The following is a 13,665-nucleotide window of genomic DNA, read 5'->3' on the forward strand; positions in this document are numbered from 1 at the left end:
GTTCTCATGTCGTACGGTCGTCCCGCGTCCGCAGCCAGGCGGCCGTGTCCGCGCCGAGCGGGTCGCCCGAGGCGCGGGTGTCGCTGCGCAGCAGGGTCACCGCACCCTCGGGCGGCGACACCTCGGCGGAGCCGAAGTTGACCACGCACTCGAAGCCCGGCCCGCGCCGGAAACGCAGCACGGAGGCGCCCCAGCCGGCCCATTCGAGCTCCTGCGGGAGATCCAGCTCCCGCCGGATCCGCAGCGCCCGCGCCACGAGGTTGTAGGTGGAGTCCGGGTCGTCGATCTGGACGGTCGCCGAGAGCCGCCCCCAGCCGGGAGGCTGCGGCAGCCACGGGTCCGCGGCGCCGAATCCGGCGCCGCCCGGCTCCGGCGTCCAGGGCAGCGGGATCCGGCAACCGTCTCGGCCCCGGCGCCGCCCGCCGGACCGCGTCCAGATCGGGTCGCGGAGCCGGTCGTCGGGGATGTCCAGGTAGTCGGGCAGGCCCAGCTCCTCGCCCTGGTAGAGGTACGCGACGCCGGGCAGCGCCAGCATCAGCAGCAGCGCGGCCCTGGCCCGGCGGCGGCCCAGGTCCTCGTCCACCGGGCCCAGCTCGTGGCCGGACTTCCCCTGGTGCTTGCGGGTGTCGGCGCGGCCGTACCGGGTCACCGTGCGTTCGACGTCGTGGTTGGACAGCACCCAGGTGGGCGGCGCGCCGGAGAGCGACATCGTGGCGAGGGTGGCGTCGATCACCTTGAACAGGTCGCCGGCGTCCCACGCGGACTGCAGGAACGGGAAGTTGAACGCGGTGTGGAGCTGGGCCGGAGCCACATACCTGGCCAGCCGTTCCGGATCGGCCACCCACGCCTCGGCCACGAAGATCCGCGGCGGGTCGTAGGCGTCGGCCACCGCGCGCCAGTCCCGGTAGATCTCGTGCACCTCGTCGCGGTCGCGGTGCGGATGGTCCGGCACGTCGGTCAGGACGAGCAGGTCCTCTTCCCGGTAGCCCAGATCGGGATAGCCGGGGTGCTTGACCAGGCCGGTGGCCACGTCGATGCGAAACCCGTCCACGCCCCGGTCGAACCAGAAGCGCAGCAGGTCCAGGAACTCCGCCCGGACCTCGGGGTTCGACCAGTTGAGGTCGGCCTGGGTGGGGTCGAACAGGTGCAGATACCACTGCCCGTCGGGCACCCGGGTCCAGGCCGGGCCGCCGAACGTGCTGCGCCAGTCGTTGGGCCTGACCCCGTCTGCGGAGCCGTCCGCGAAGTGGTATCTGGCGCGTTCCGGGGAGCCCGGCGGGGCGGCGAGCGCGGCCTGGAACCAGAAGTGCTCGGTGGAGGTGTGGTTGGGCACGATGTCGAGGATCACCCGCAGGCCGTGCCGGTGCGCCTCGGCGATCAGCTGCTCGGCCGCGCGTACGTCGCCGTACTCGGGGGCGATGGCCCGGTAGTCGGAGACGTCGTAGCCGCCGTCGTTGTTCGGCGACTCGTACCAGGGCGTGATCCACAGGGCGTCCACGCCGAGCCCGGCCAGATATCCCAGGTGGCCGCGGATCCCGGCGATGTCGCCGATCCCGTCACCGTCGCCGTCGGCGAAGGAGCGGATGTAGATCTGGTAGATGACCGCGCGGCGCCACCACTCGGCGTCAGTCATCGGCGCCTCCGATCAGTTCCGGCTCGAATCCCGCCAGGAAGTCGCGCAGCGCCGTCAGCTCGCCGTCGTTCAGCGTCCGCAGCGGCGGTGCGACCGCGGCCGAGCACAGACCGCGCAGGGCCAGTGCCGCCTTGACGACCGGGACTCCGGGGCGAATCCGGTGCACGGGGAGCAGCCGGTCGATCCGTTTCTGGGCCAGGGCGGCCCGCTCCAGGTCGCCGGCCCGGTACGCGGCGACCAGCTCCAGGGCGACGCGCGGGGCGAGGTTGGCGATGCCCGGCGTGATCCCGTCGGCGCCGGCGGCCAGCGCGTCGAGCAGCGCGCCTTCGGCTCCCTGGTTCACCCCGAAGTCCGGCCGATCGCGCTTGACGTCGAGCCACAGGCGCAGGATGTCCGGATCGCCTGAGCTGTCCTTGATGCCCACGACGTGCTCCATGTCGCCGACGGCCGCGATCGGGCCCGCCGAGAACGGCGGCGCGTACCGGGGGATGTTGTACGCGATCACCGGCACGGCCGCCGCCCGGCTCGCCCGGTAGTGCTCGACGATGTCGCGCTCGTCATGGCGGAAGTAACAGGGCGGGCTGAGGGCGACCGCGTCACAGCCGGCCTCGGCGGCGAGCTCGGCCCGCGCGAGCGATTCGCGGGTGCCGGCGGCGGAGACGTTGACGATGACGACGCCGCCGGGAACGAGTCCGCGCCAGTGGGCGACGGCATCGCGCAGGAACAGGCCGACCTCGGTCGTCTGGTGCAGCGGCCCTTCACCGTTGGTGCCCAGCAGCATGATCTTCTCGACGCCCGCGGCGGCGAGCGCGCCGAAGTAGCGGGTGCCGGCCGCGAGGTCAGGACGGCCGTCCGCCCCGATCGGGGTCACGGCGGGAACGATCACATCGGAGACGATCATCAGTACCCCCTGATCTCCGGCCAGGCGAGCTCGACGCCGTCGGCCTTCAACGCGCTCTGGAACGCCCGCAGGTGCCCGTCCTTGCGCCGGACGTCGTGCGGCTCCACCGTCTCCCCCAGGCAGTAGGCCACCAGCGAGGCGGCGGCCTCCCCGATGTTCCACTCGACCGGATGCAGCCGGTAGCAGCCGTTGGTGATGTGCGTGCTGCCGATGTTCTTCCCGGCCGGCAGCAGGTTGCGCACGCGTACGGGCAGGAGTGCCCCGAGCGGGATCTGGAACGGGCTGCTGGGGACGTCGATGTAGTTGTCTCCGCCCGTCGAGGGGTGCAGGTCGATCCGGTACATGCCGATCCCGACCGTGTCGTCGTACGGAGCCGCGCCGGCGTCACCGCGTACGGCGAGGGAGACGTCCTGTTCGACCACCGTGTACTCGGCCCTGATCCGCCGGGACTCGCGGATGTACGGCGCGGCGGCGAAGCCGTCGGGCGTGTCCATGACGTCCGGCCGCAGCCGCAGGCCCGGCCAGCCACGTCCGCCGTCCGGCCGGGGAGCCTCGGTCTGCAGCCAGTAGAGCATGCTTTCCGACAGCTCCCGCGCGCCGGCGAGATGGCGGGCCTTGTCCTCCTCGCTCACCCCGATGATCGGCCCCTCCACGTAGTCGATCATGGGCCAGTTCACCAGGGTCACGTCACTGGTCACGAAGCCGGGCTCGTACAGCTCGCGGGCGACGGCCCGGCGGAACTCCCACAGCTCCCGGTCCCCGGGGTCCTGGCTCTGGTCGGCGAGCACGGGCCCGGACGTGAGGTTGGGGGTGAAGGTGCGCGTCAGCGGCTCCCGCGTGCGCGGGTCCGGCGCGGTCAGCCCGATCTGCGTGCCCGGCCAGTAGTCCGGGCGGTAGGCGCGCCAGTGGTCGTAGTCGGCCGGCCGGTCGATGACGTGGTTCTCACCCTCCCGGTGGTCGATCGCGAACACCCAGGAGAACGCCTGCATGTTGCCGGGCTGCGCCACCTCGGGCGCGCTCGGCTCCCCCGTCTCGTGCCGGGACTCGAACCCGGTCACGTGTTCCACGCCCGCCAGCGGCAGCAGGTCGCCGAGCTCGGTGGCGTCCAGATAGTACGGAGCCACGAGATGCACCAGGACGTCGTCCGCGCGCCGCACCGTCACGCCGGTGACCCGGTCGCCGTCGGTCTCGGCGGCCACCGGCCGCGCGTTGAGCAGGATGCGCAGCCGGCCGCTGCTCAGGTAGGGGTCGACCAGCGCGCGCAGCACCGCCCCGCTGACCCGGGGCTCGTGGCACAGCGCGCCGACCCGGCCCAGCCCGGGATTCAGGTAGGGCTCGTTCCTGGCCGCCACCGTGAGGGGGTACCAGGTCCGGTAGTAATCGCGGACCGCGTTCCGGTAGCGGCGGTAGGAGGCGGTGCAGCCGAACTGCTCGATCCACCTGTGCTCGTCAGGGGGCACCCCCTGGCTGGTGAACTGCCCGCCGATCCGGTCGCCTTCCTCGGTCAGCACCACCCGCAGCCCGTGCCGGAGCGCCGCCAGCGCGGCGGCGACTCCACCGACGCCGCCGCCGATGATGGCAAGGTCCGCGTCACTGATCCGCGATTGCACCGTGTTCCCCCTGATCGCATGTGTGTTTCAGGCGCCCTCTAGGTCGAGGGCGGCTTCGAGCAGTGTCTTCGTGTACGGATGGCCGGGCCGCTCGAACAGGTCGTCGGCCGTCGCGGTCTCGACCAGGCTGCCGCGGTGCATGACCGCCACCCGGTCGGCGATCTGCCTGACCACGCCGAGGTCGTGGGTGATGAAGAGGATGGCCAGCCCGCGGGCCGCGCGCAGGCCGGCCAGCAGCCGCAGGATCTGCGACTGCACCGACACGTCGAGCGCGGAGACGGCCTCGTCGCAGACCAGCAGCCGGGGCCGCAGGGCGAGCGCGCGGGCGATGCTGACCCGCTGGCACTGCCCGCCCGACAGGGCCGCGGCGCGCCGGTCGGCGACGCCGGGATCCAGGCCGACGTCCCCGAGGAGTTCGTCGATCGCGGCCTCCCAGGTCCGGCCCTCGGGCGCGACCGACGGGTGGGTCCGCCAGGTCTCGGAGATGATCGACCTGACGGTCATCCTGGGGTTGAGCGAGGCCGCGGGATCCTGGAAGACCATCTGGATCGCCCGCCGGGTGGCCGGCGACCGCTTCGACACCGGGCCGATCGCGGCCCCGTCGAACCGGATCACGCCGTCCTGGGGGGCCTGCAGCCCGACGACGCAGCGGGCGACCGTGGTCTTCCCCGAGCCCGACTCCCCGACGATCGCCAGGGTCTCGTCAGGCCGCAGGGCGAAGGAGACGCCGTCCACGGCGTTCGGCTTGCCGGCCCTGCGCTCCCTGCGGGTGTGGAAGTTGACCACGAGGTCGCTGACCTCGACCAGGGGCGATGCGCTCACGTCTCCTCCGGGAAGTGACAGGCGACCTGCCGGCCCGCGGCGACCTGGCGCATCCTGGGCACCTCGCTCGCGCACCGCTCCTGGGCCTTGGCACACCTCGGGTGGAACGGGCAGCCGCTCGGGCGTTCCGCCGGGCTCGCGGGGCTGCCGGGCAGCGGTTCGGCGATGGCCGTCTTGCTGCGGACGGCCGGGACGCTCACGACGAGCGCCCGCGTGTACGGGTGCGCCGGGCTGTTGAGCACCTCCCGGCCGCTGCCGATCTCGCAGATCCGGCCGGCGTACATGACGACGACCTCGTCCGCCACGTGGGCCATCACCCGCAGGTCGTGGCTGACCAGCAGCATGGCCATGCCCTCCTCGTCGCGGACGCGCCGCAGCAGGGCGAGGATGCGAGCCTGGACGGTGACGTCGAGCGCGGTCGTCGGCTCGTCGGCCAGGATGAGCTCGGGCGAGCCGGCCAGCGCCGTCGCGACCATGGCCCGCTGCCGCAGCCCGCCCGAGTACTGGTGCGGATACTGGGCGTGCCGCGTCTCCGGTTCGGGGATCCCCACCCGGTCGAGCAGATCGATCACGGTCCTGCGGACCTCCTTGGCGGGCATCCCGCCGCGCCGCAGGATCTCGCCGACCTGCCGGCCGATCGTCTGCGTCGGGTCCAGCGCGGCCTGGGGATCCTGGAAGATCATCCCGATGCCGCGCCCGCGCAGCCGCCGCCGGTCCTGCTCGGCCATGGTGACCAGGTCCTCGCCGTGCCACATCATCCGCCCTGAGACCGCCGCGCCGGGCGGCAGCAGGCCGATGATCGCCGTCGCGGTCATCGTCTTGCCGCTGCCCGACTCGCCGATCAGCCCGGTGGTCCGGCCCGCGGCCACGGTGAACGAGACGTCGTCCACCACGCGGACCGGGCCGGCCGGACCCGGCAGGTCGATCGACAGGTGCTCGACGCGGAGCAGCGGCGCCGCCTCCGCGCCGCTGCCGACCGGCGCCGGGTCCGTCATGTTCGACGACGGGCTCATGAGCCACCATTGCCGATCTTGACCGTGGAGAAGTCCGGCGTCAGGTCCGGCGGGATGACCAGGCCCCGCACGGACTTGTTCCGGACGAACGCGTTGCGCACGAACATGGGGTACATGCCGACCGCGTCATCCCAGATGATCTTGTTGGCCTGCCCGTACAGCTCCTGCCGCTTGGCGTTGTCGCTGGTGGAGCCGGCCTGGGCGAGCACCTTGTCGAGGTCGGGGTTGCAGTAGCCCGTGCGCTTGGCGGCGCAGGTGTAGAGCCGGCCGAGGTTGGTCGCCGCGTCGAAGCCCGCGGTGCCGAGCTGCTGGATGTTCAGGTCCCACTTGAGCGCCAGCAGGTCCTGGAGGAAGACGGCCGGCTCCTTCTGGGTCGGCTCCGCCTTGACCCCGACCTTGGCCAGGTCGCTCGCCACGGCGTCGGCGAACTGCTGGAACTGGGGCTGGGAGAACTGCATCCGGATCGTCTGCCCGTAGTCCCAGCCGGCGTCGTCGAGCGCCTTCTTGGCCGCGGCCGGGTCGTACTTGACCGGGGTCTGCTGCGCGTAGCCGAGCACGCTGGGCGTCACCACCGAGTCCGCCACCGAGCCGGTCTCGGGGAACAGCGACTTGATGATGGTGGGGAAGTCGACCGCCTGCCACAGCGCGCGCCGGACGGCGGCCTCCTTCAGCCCTTTGACGGAGCCGTTCATCCACATGGTGATGACGCCGCTGCCCGAGTCCTTCTCCACCACCAGGTCCGGGTTGCTCTTCAGGCCCGGCAACTGGTCGTCGGGGACTGCCCACGTCATGGCGACCTCGCCGGTCTTCAGCGCGGTCATCCGCGCTGCCATCTCGCCGATGCTGCGCAGCTCCAGGCGGTTCAGCGCCGGCTTGCCGCCCCAGTAGCCGGGGTTGGGGGCGAGCACCAGGCTCTGGCCCGGCGTGAACTGCTGCACGACGAACGGGCCCGAGCCGACCGGCTTGGTCCAGCCGTCGTTCAGGTGCGCCTTCGGAGTGACGTAGAAGGTGATCAGCTTGCCCAGCAGCGCCGGGTCGGGATCCTTGGAGGTGATGACGACCGTGCCCGCGTCGCCCTCCTCGGCCTTGTGACCGGCGTAGTTACTGGCCATCGCGCCCTTGAGCTCCAGCACCCGCTCGAAGGAGGCGACGACGTCGGCGGCGGTGACCGGGGTGCCGTCGGAGAACTTGACGCCGTCGCGCAGCTTGAAGGTCCACTCCGTGGCGTCGTCGTCGGCCTCCCACGACTCGGCCAGCACGCCGTCGAACTTGCCCTTCCCCGACGTCCTGACCAGCGGGCTGAAGATCGCCTTGGCGGCGACCTGGGTGCCGTTGTCCATCCCGGACGCGCCGTGCGGATCCAGGTTCTCGATCGGGGTCCAGACGGCGACGGCCAGTTCCTGCGGCGCGTCACCGCCGGCGGACGAGCCGCCGCCGGTGGTGGTGCTGCAGGCGACCAGCCCCACGATGGAAAATGCCGCGGCGGCGAGTGCCGCCGCCCGACGAAGCCGAACGGGCCTCATGGAATTCCTCCTGACCTTGGCTGTGCTGTCAGCGGCTCGTGCCGAGACGCTGGGTGAGGTGGTCGCCGAGCAGGCCCGTGCTCACCACGAGGCCGGTCAGCGCCAGCCCCGGTAGCGCTGAGATCCACCAGGCGGTGTCGAGATAGTCCTTGCCGTTCGCGATGACCTGGCCCCAGGAGACCGTGGCCGAGGGCAGGCCGAGACCGAGGAAGCTGAGACCGGCCTCCGACAGCACCGCGCCGGCGAACTCCGTGGTCGCCAGCGCCGTCACAGGACCGATCACGAACGGGATGATGTGCCGGACGATCACGATCGGGGTGGGCACCCCGATCAGCCGCGCGGCGTCGACCCACGGCCGCTCGCGCAACGAGAGGGTGACGCCGCGGGTCAACCGGGCGAAGCCGACCCAGCCGGCCACCGAGAGCGACAGCACCACGACCAGCATGCTGCGCTGGAAGAGGCCGGCGATGACGATCGCCAGCAGGATGCCGGGGAAGGCCATCAGGATGTCGATCAGCCGGGAGATCGCGATGTCGGTCCAGCCCGCCAGGTAACCGGCGAGCGTGCCGAAGGCCAGCCCCACCGCCAGGCAGGCGGCCACCACGGAGATCCCGATGATGATCGACGTCCTGGCGCCGTAGACGAGCTGGCCGAGCATGTCCCGGCCGGCTCCGTCGGTGCCCAGCAGGGCGAGCGTGCCGTCCGCCCTGGTCGCCCCGATCGGCAGCAGCCGGTCCGCCACGCTGGTCGCCACCGGGTCGTACGCGATCAGCAGCGGGCCGATCAGCCCGACGAGCACGTAACAGGCGAGCACGACGGTGGCGACCGCGGCGACGGCGGGCGTTGACCGCAGGCGGACGGGCCACAACCTGGGCCGTACGGTGATCGCGCTCATGCCCTCGCCCCCAGCCGTACCCGCGGATCGAGCCGGGCGGCGATCAGGTCGGCCGCGACGTTGCAGCAGACCACGATGACCGCGATGAGCAGCACGGCCGCCTGCACGATCGAGTAGTCCCTGTTGGCCACCGCCGTCACCAGCAACGAGCCGAGGCCCGGCCAGGTGAAGACTGTCTCCACGATCACCGCGCCGCCCAGCAGCGTGCTCACGTGCAGCGCACCGACGGTCACCACCGGCGTCGCCGCGTTGCGCACCACGTGTCCCGTCACCACCTCGCGGGTGCTGAGCCCCTTGGCGTACGAGCGCTGCACGTAAGTCTCCGCCATGGTGTCGGCCACGCTGCTCCGGGTGATCCGGGTGAGCAGCGCGGTGAACGGGGCGGCGAGCGTGAGCGCGGGGAGCACGATGTGGGCCGGCGTCCCGGTGCCGGCGCTGGGCAGCAGCCGCAACTGCAACGCCATCACCAGGATCAGCATGATCCCGATCCAGAACGGCGGCATCGAGTAGAGGAACAGGGCGAGACCGGAGATCCCGCGGTCGATCCACCGGCCCCGGTAGGCCCCGGCCAGGGCGCCGAGGACGACGCCCTTCATCGCCATGAGGGTGGCCACCAGCGTGAGCTCCACCGAGGCGGGCACCCGGGACAGCACCAGCTCGAACGCCGGCCGGCCGAAGCGGTAGGAGTCACCGAAGTCGAGCGTGGCGAGCTGGGTCAGGTAGTGCCAGTACTGCACCGGCAACGGCTGGTCGAGCCCGAGCCTGGTCCTGGCGGCGGCCACTTCGGCGCCCGTGGCGTCCGGTCCGAGCAGCACCAGCGCCTGGTCACCCGGGGCGATCCGCATGATGAAGAACACCAGCGTGGCGGCGCCGAAGATGATCAGGACGCCGGTCGCCGCCGTGCGCAGCGCGTATCGGGTCATCGCCGCACCACCCGGCTGATCGAGTTGCCGCGTACGTCCGTGCACGGCACCACGAGCTGCAGCGGCGACCGCTCCGCGTCTTCCAGCAGGGTGACCAGCAGCTGCACGGCCGCCCGGCCGATCTCGATCCGGGGGATCTCGAACGAGGTCCAGATCCTGGTCGCGGTCGGCGGCGGGGCGGAGCCCAGGAAGGCGACCGACAGCCGATCGGGGATCCGCACGCCGGCGGCCTCGGCGGCCGCGGCCAGGGCGAGGCCGCTGGCGTTGTCCTCTGAGGGCTCGACGAGGACCGCCGTGACGCCATCGTCCACCCATCCGGTGACCCGGTCGGTGCCGAGGTCCGCGGCGCCGGAGGAGTATTCCACCAGGAGGTCGTCCTGGCTCAGGCCCGCGGCCTCGGCGCCGCGCCGCAGGCCGAGCTCACGGTCGTCGCCCGGCTCGGCGCCGTCGCTCTGCCGCAGGAGCAGGATCCGCCGGTGGCCGAGCGCGGCCAGCTCCTCCACGAGAGCCGCGGTCGGGGCGACGTAGTCGGGGGCGACGTAGGACAGCTCGGTGCCCTCGATGTCGCGCCGGCCGATGAAGACGAAGGGGAAGCCCTCGTCGACCAGGTTCGTCAGGTCGTCACGCGAGATGTGCCGGCCCAGCAGCACGCAGCCGTCGGCCTTCAGCAGCGCGTTGCGCCCCCTGGCGTAGACCCCGCCATGAGCGGTGTTGGCCGAGGTGAACAGCAGCAGGTCGTATCCGAGCCTGGCCGCCTCCTCCTCCACTCCGACCAGGAACGGGTGGTAGAAATCGCGCTGGTCGACGGGGAAGACCGACTCGAACGTGTAGAGGCCGATGGTCTTGACGCTCATCCCGCGCAGCGCGCGGGCGGCGGGGTTGACGGCGTACCCGAGCTCCTCGATCGCCTGCCGCACCCGCTGGCGGGTCTCCTCGGCGACCGGCACGCCGGGTCGCTCGCTGAGCACGAGGGAGACGGTGGCCTGGGAGACGCCGGCTCGCTGGGCGATCTCGACTTGGGTGGGGCGTCGTGGCCCCGCTCGTTTGCGCATGGGGATCCAGTTGACTAATACGTAACGACTCCGGGGCACTCTAGACACCTGTCGGCGCTCACCACAAGGGGGAAATTTCACGAATGTTGCCGTCAGATGTCTAGATGTCGTCCGATTATCAGCATTTATTAGCTCTTGTTAGCCGGATTGGCCGTATGTACGATCCCCGATCAATACGTATCAACCCGCGCAGTCGGAGGTAGCGGCCATGCCCGAGTGGACCGATCGTCGAGCGCTCCTACGGATCGGCGGTGCGGCGCTCGGCGCCGCCGCGGCCGGCGCCACCTGGGGAGCCGCACCCGCGGCGGCCGCGGGCCCGGAAGACGCGGACCCGGCGGACATCATCACGCCCCAGCAGTTCGGCGCGCTGGCCGACGGGCAGCACGACGACACCGACGCCATCGAGCAGGCCATCCTCGCCACCCGGACCCGGACCACCCGGATCGTCGTCTTCCCGCCTGGCACCTACCGGATCACCAGGACCATCGTCATCCCCGACGTGGCCGGGGAGTCCTTCAACCGCATCCAGCTCCGCGGTTACAGCACCATGACGAACCGCGCGTCGATCATCCAGGTGACGCACGACGGCGTGGGCATCGACGTACGTTGCTCGCTCGCCGCGATCTACGGCCTGGCCTTCGTCGCCCCCGCCAAGACCGAACGCAACGTGGCGTTGCGCTTCGCCGGTGAGGTCAACACCGACGACACCGACGCCGCCATCCTGGAGTGCACGTTCGTGTCGTTCAAGCTCGCCGTCGAACACGTCGGCCGCGGGCTGTACTTCTCGCACAACCTCGTCGCGCTCTGTACCACCGGCGTCAGCCTCGCCTGGCCCACCAGCGGCGTGGAAGGCGGAGCCGACCATGTCCCGCCGTACGGGTTGCGCAAGTGGCTCATCACCAACAACCACTTCCACAGCCCGTTCCAGGCCATCGTCACGCAGGGCGCCGAGAGCAGCGACTTCCGCGGCATGATCATTCAGGGCAACCTGCTCGACATCGGCCGGCGCCTGTTCATCGGCAGCCTCACCAACTCCACCATCAGCGGCAACGTGGTGGAGAAGGCGGACAACGGGGCGATCATCGAGATCACCAGCGGGGGCCACAACCTGACCATCGGCGACAACGTACTCGGCGGGTTCGAACCGCCGCAGAACAACGGCACCCGCGCGATCCAGTTCTCCAGCGGCGTCAAGGCGCACAACGTCACCATCAGCGGGAACACCTTCAACTGGCTCAACGGCTCGCCGATCCGCTTCGAGAACGACGCCAGCAGGATCACCATCGCCAACAACTCGTTCGACAACTGGAACCTCTCCGGCAGGAACGACAACGCCGCCATCGCGGTGGCCGGGAAGGCGAGCGCGTTCAGCGTCATCGGCAACGTCATCTCGGCCGATCCCGCGAACCGGCCGCCGATCATGACCACCGGCGGGCTGCACGCCTCCCACGTGATTGGCAACGCCTCCGAGCAGGTGCCGCTGGTCGCGGGCCCTCTGGGGGCGGACTCGTTCGTCCAGGCCACCCCCGGCCGGTTCAACCGGATCGAGGTGGCCGGGCCGCTGGGGGCGGCGGCGAAGGTGGTCAGCACCTCGACCGAGCCGGTCAAGGTGGGCACGGACCGGTACGGGTCGTTCCTCGTGGAGGGCAGCAACGCCAACCCGGGCGTCAAGGGCGGGGTGCGGGTGGTGCCGGTCAACCAGTCGGGATCGGCCGCGACCGAGCTGCTCTGCTCGACCACGTCCACGAACGAACTGGTGTCCATGGCCGCCAACGCCACCGGGCTGATGCCGCCCGCCGACAACGCACGAGATCTGGGCAGCGCCACGCAGCGGATGCGGAACGTCTACGCGCACCAGGTGGTCCTGGCCGAGCACACCCCGGACACCCTGCCGGACGCGGCCGGCCAGGCCGGGGGGATCGTCATGGTTCGCGACCCGAAGACCGGCAAGCGCGGCCTCGCGCTCTCCGACGGAGCCGCCTGGCGCAACGTCGTCCTCGGCCCCAAGGTCTGACCCGGCTCTCATGACACCGACCCCGGCTCACGCGGCGCTGATCGGGCTCCCGAAGCACTGGATCCGGATGGAACTCGTCGGGCTTGCATGGCAGTGACTCGCATGGCAGTGACTGTGACTCGCATGGCAGTGATCGGACTCGCATGTCGGTGATCCGGCTCACCCCCGGCGCCGGGGCGGCGGTCTGGCGGGGCGCGCTGGCCTGGACGGAGGAGGGCGGCGCCTGGCAGCCGTGGCGGCTGCCGCCGGACCGGATCGCCACCGCCCACGCGCCCGTCCTGGTCACGCGGGCGCGGATGCCGGCCGGCGTGCTCGCGGTCGTCCGTACCGACGCGGCCGCGCTGGAACTGCGCACCTACGCCGCGGCCGACGACGTGACGTCGCTCGACGTCACGGTGGACGGGATGCTCTGGCGGCGGACGGCGCTGGCGGCGGGGGCGATGACGAGCCGCGTCGTGCTGCCGCCCGGCGCCAAGGTCGTCGAGGTCTGGCTGCCTCAGTTCGGCGAGGTCAGGACGGGACCTCTCGTCCTGCACGGCGCGACGTACGCCACCGCGCCTGGGGACGAGGGGCCGCGCTGGGTCACGTACGGAAGCTCGATCACGCAGTGCCGCTCGGCGGCCGGACCGAGCGAGACCTGGCCCGCCCTGGTCGCGCGGCGCCTCGACTGGGACCTGACCTGTCTCGGGTTCGCCGGCGAGTGCCACCTCGATCCCGTCGCGGCCAGGGCCATCGCGCGCACGCCGGCGGACCTGATCTCGCTGTGCCTCGGGGGCAACGTCCATGGTTTCGCGAGCATGAGCCTGCGGACGTTCACTGGCCAGGTATCAGGATTTATCCAGACGATTCGCGACGCGCAACCACGGGTGCCGATCGCCGTGATCTCGCCGATGACCTCACCGCCTCGCGAACGGCTGGCCAACCAGGTGCGGCTGACCCTCGACGACGTCCGCACCGCCGTCGCGGACGCCGTACGGACGTTGCAGCGGTGCGGCGAGACCCGGCTGCACCTCATCGACGGCCCGAGCGTCCTCGGCCCCGGCGACGCCCACCTCCTGCTGCCCGACGCCCTCCACCCGAACGCCGACGGCTACCGCCTCATGGCCGAGCGCCTCGCACCCCGCCTGGCGGCCGTCGCCGCTGCCCCGTAGCACCCGGCTGATCACCCGGCCGGCCGCGCCTCGACCGACGTCCCGCCGCCACACGAGGCGGTAAGGCGCAGTGCCACTTTGGCATGTATTACGCCGGTAATTCACGGTATTCAGGCGTGTTGTCTGAT

The 13,665-nt window shown here is 71.4% G+C and carries 11 protein-coding genes; 2 read left to right on the forward strand and 9 right to left on the reverse strand.

Translation table 11 applies throughout. The annotated features are described in order from the left end of the window. Positions 1–4: 4 nt before the first annotated feature. The 9 genes from ABFX54_RS34335 to ABFX54_RS34375 are packed head-to-tail and all read right to left on the reverse strand — an operon-like array spanning position 5 to position 10,372. On the reverse strand, positions 5–1,633 hold the full coding sequence (locus ABFX54_RS34335) for an alpha-amylase family glycosyl hydrolase (RefSeq protein WP_346110780.1): 1,629 nt from the start codon (positions 1,631–1,633) through the stop codon (positions 5–7). Continuing rightward, on the reverse strand, positions 1,626–2,534 hold the full coding sequence (locus ABFX54_RS34340) for a dihydrodipicolinate synthase family protein (protein ID WP_346110781.1): 909 nt from the start codon (positions 2,532–2,534) through the stop codon (positions 1,626–1,628). The genes ABFX54_RS34335 and ABFX54_RS34340 overlap by 8 nt, the downstream gene beginning before the upstream one ends. After that, positions 2,534–4,144, reverse strand: a complete 1,611-nt coding sequence (locus ABFX54_RS34345) for an FAD-dependent oxidoreductase (protein WP_346110782.1) — start codon at positions 4,142–4,144, stop codon at positions 2,534–2,536. Before ABFX54_RS34345 ends, ABFX54_RS34340 begins: the two co-directional genes overlap by 1 nt. A 27-nt stretch (positions 4,145–4,171) precedes the next feature. After that, positions 4,172–4,966, reverse strand: a complete 795-nt coding sequence (locus tag ABFX54_RS34350; RefSeq protein ID WP_346110783.1) for an ATP-binding cassette domain-containing protein — start codon at positions 4,964–4,966, stop codon at positions 4,172–4,174. Then, positions 4,963–5,979, reverse strand: a complete 1,017-nt coding sequence (locus ABFX54_RS34355) for an ABC transporter ATP-binding protein (RefSeq protein ID WP_346110785.1) — start codon at positions 5,977–5,979, stop codon at positions 4,963–4,965. Before ABFX54_RS34355 ends, ABFX54_RS34350 begins: the two co-directional genes overlap by 4 nt. Then, entirely contained in the window at positions 5,976–7,502 is a 1,527-nt protein-coding gene (locus ABFX54_RS34360; protein ID WP_346110786.1) for an ABC transporter substrate-binding protein, read from the reverse strand. Before ABFX54_RS34360 ends, ABFX54_RS34355 begins: the two co-directional genes overlap by 4 nt. 28 nt (positions 7,503–7,530) lie before the next feature. Further along, complete coding sequence (locus ABFX54_RS34365) at positions 7,531–8,397, reverse strand: ABC transporter permease (RefSeq protein WP_346110788.1); 867 nt, start codon at positions 8,395–8,397, stop codon at positions 7,531–7,533. Then, positions 8,394–9,320, reverse strand: a complete 927-nt coding sequence (locus ABFX54_RS34370; protein ID WP_346110789.1) for an ABC transporter permease — start codon at positions 9,318–9,320, stop codon at positions 8,394–8,396. Before ABFX54_RS34370 ends, ABFX54_RS34365 begins: the two co-directional genes overlap by 4 nt. Next, complete coding sequence (locus ABFX54_RS34375; protein ID WP_346110791.1) at positions 9,317–10,372, reverse strand: LacI family DNA-binding transcriptional regulator; 1,056 nt, start codon at positions 10,370–10,372, stop codon at positions 9,317–9,319. The genes ABFX54_RS34370 and ABFX54_RS34375 overlap by 4 nt, the downstream gene beginning before the upstream one ends. 208 nt (positions 10,373–10,580) lie before the next feature. On the opposite strand from ABFX54_RS34375, the gene ABFX54_RS34380 reads away from it, so the two are divergent. Both ABFX54_RS34380 and ABFX54_RS34385 read left to right on the forward strand, forming a co-directional pair. Then, positions 10,581–12,386, forward strand: coding sequence for a right-handed parallel beta-helix repeat-containing protein (locus tag ABFX54_RS34380; RefSeq protein ID WP_346110792.1), 1,806 nt, complete (start codon positions 10,581–10,583; stop codon positions 12,384–12,386). Positions 12,387–12,529: 143 nt separating this feature from the next. After that, the gene (locus ABFX54_RS34385; RefSeq protein WP_346110793.1) at positions 12,530–13,537 is read left to right on the forward strand and encodes a GDSL-type esterase/lipase family protein; all 1,008 of its coding nucleotides are present in this window, start codon (positions 12,530–12,532) and stop codon (positions 13,535–13,537) included. The last annotated feature ends 128 nt before the right edge of the window (positions 13,538–13,665 follow it).

Origin of the sequence: Nonomuraea maheshkhaliensis, from assembly GCF_039529435.1 — a bacterium.
GTDB classification, from domain to species: Bacteria; Actinomycetota; Actinomycetes; order Streptosporangiales; family Streptosporangiaceae; genus Nonomuraea; species Nonomuraea maheshkhaliensis.

Excerpts from the sequence above, each read along its gene's own strand:
- ABFX54_RS34335 (WP_346110780.1), bottom strand. The coding sequence starts at position 1,633 with ATGACTGACGCCGAGTGGTGGCGCCGCGCGGTCATCTACCAGATCTAC.
- ABFX54_RS34340 (WP_346110781.1), bottom strand. The coding sequence starts at position 2,534 with ATGATCGTCTCCGATGTGATCGTTCCCGCCGTGACCCCGATCGGGGCG.
- ABFX54_RS34355 (WP_346110785.1), bottom strand. The coding sequence starts at position 5,979 with ATGAGCCCGTCGTCGAACATGACGGACCCGGCGCCGGTCGGCAGCGGC.
- ABFX54_RS34360 (WP_346110786.1), bottom strand. The coding sequence starts at position 7,502 with ATGAGGCCCGTTCGGCTTCGTCGGGCGGCGGCACTCGCCGCCGCGGCA.
- ABFX54_RS34365 (WP_346110788.1), bottom strand. The coding sequence starts at position 8,397 with ATGAGCGCGATCACCGTACGGCCCAGGTTGTGGCCCGTCCGCCTGCGG.
- ABFX54_RS34370 (WP_346110789.1), bottom strand. The coding sequence starts at position 9,320 with ATGACCCGATACGCGCTGCGCACGGCGGCGACCGGCGTCCTGATCATC.
- ABFX54_RS34375 (WP_346110791.1), bottom strand. The coding sequence starts at position 10,372 with ATGCGCAAACGAGCGGGGCCACGACGCCCCACCCAAGTCGAGATCGCC.
- ABFX54_RS34380 (WP_346110792.1), top strand. The coding sequence starts at position 10,581 with ATGCCCGAGTGGACCGATCGTCGAGCGCTCCTACGGATCGGCGGTGCG.
- ABFX54_RS34385 (WP_346110793.1), top strand. The coding sequence starts at position 12,530 with ATGTCGGTGATCCGGCTCACCCCCGGCGCCGGGGCGGCGGTCTGGCGG.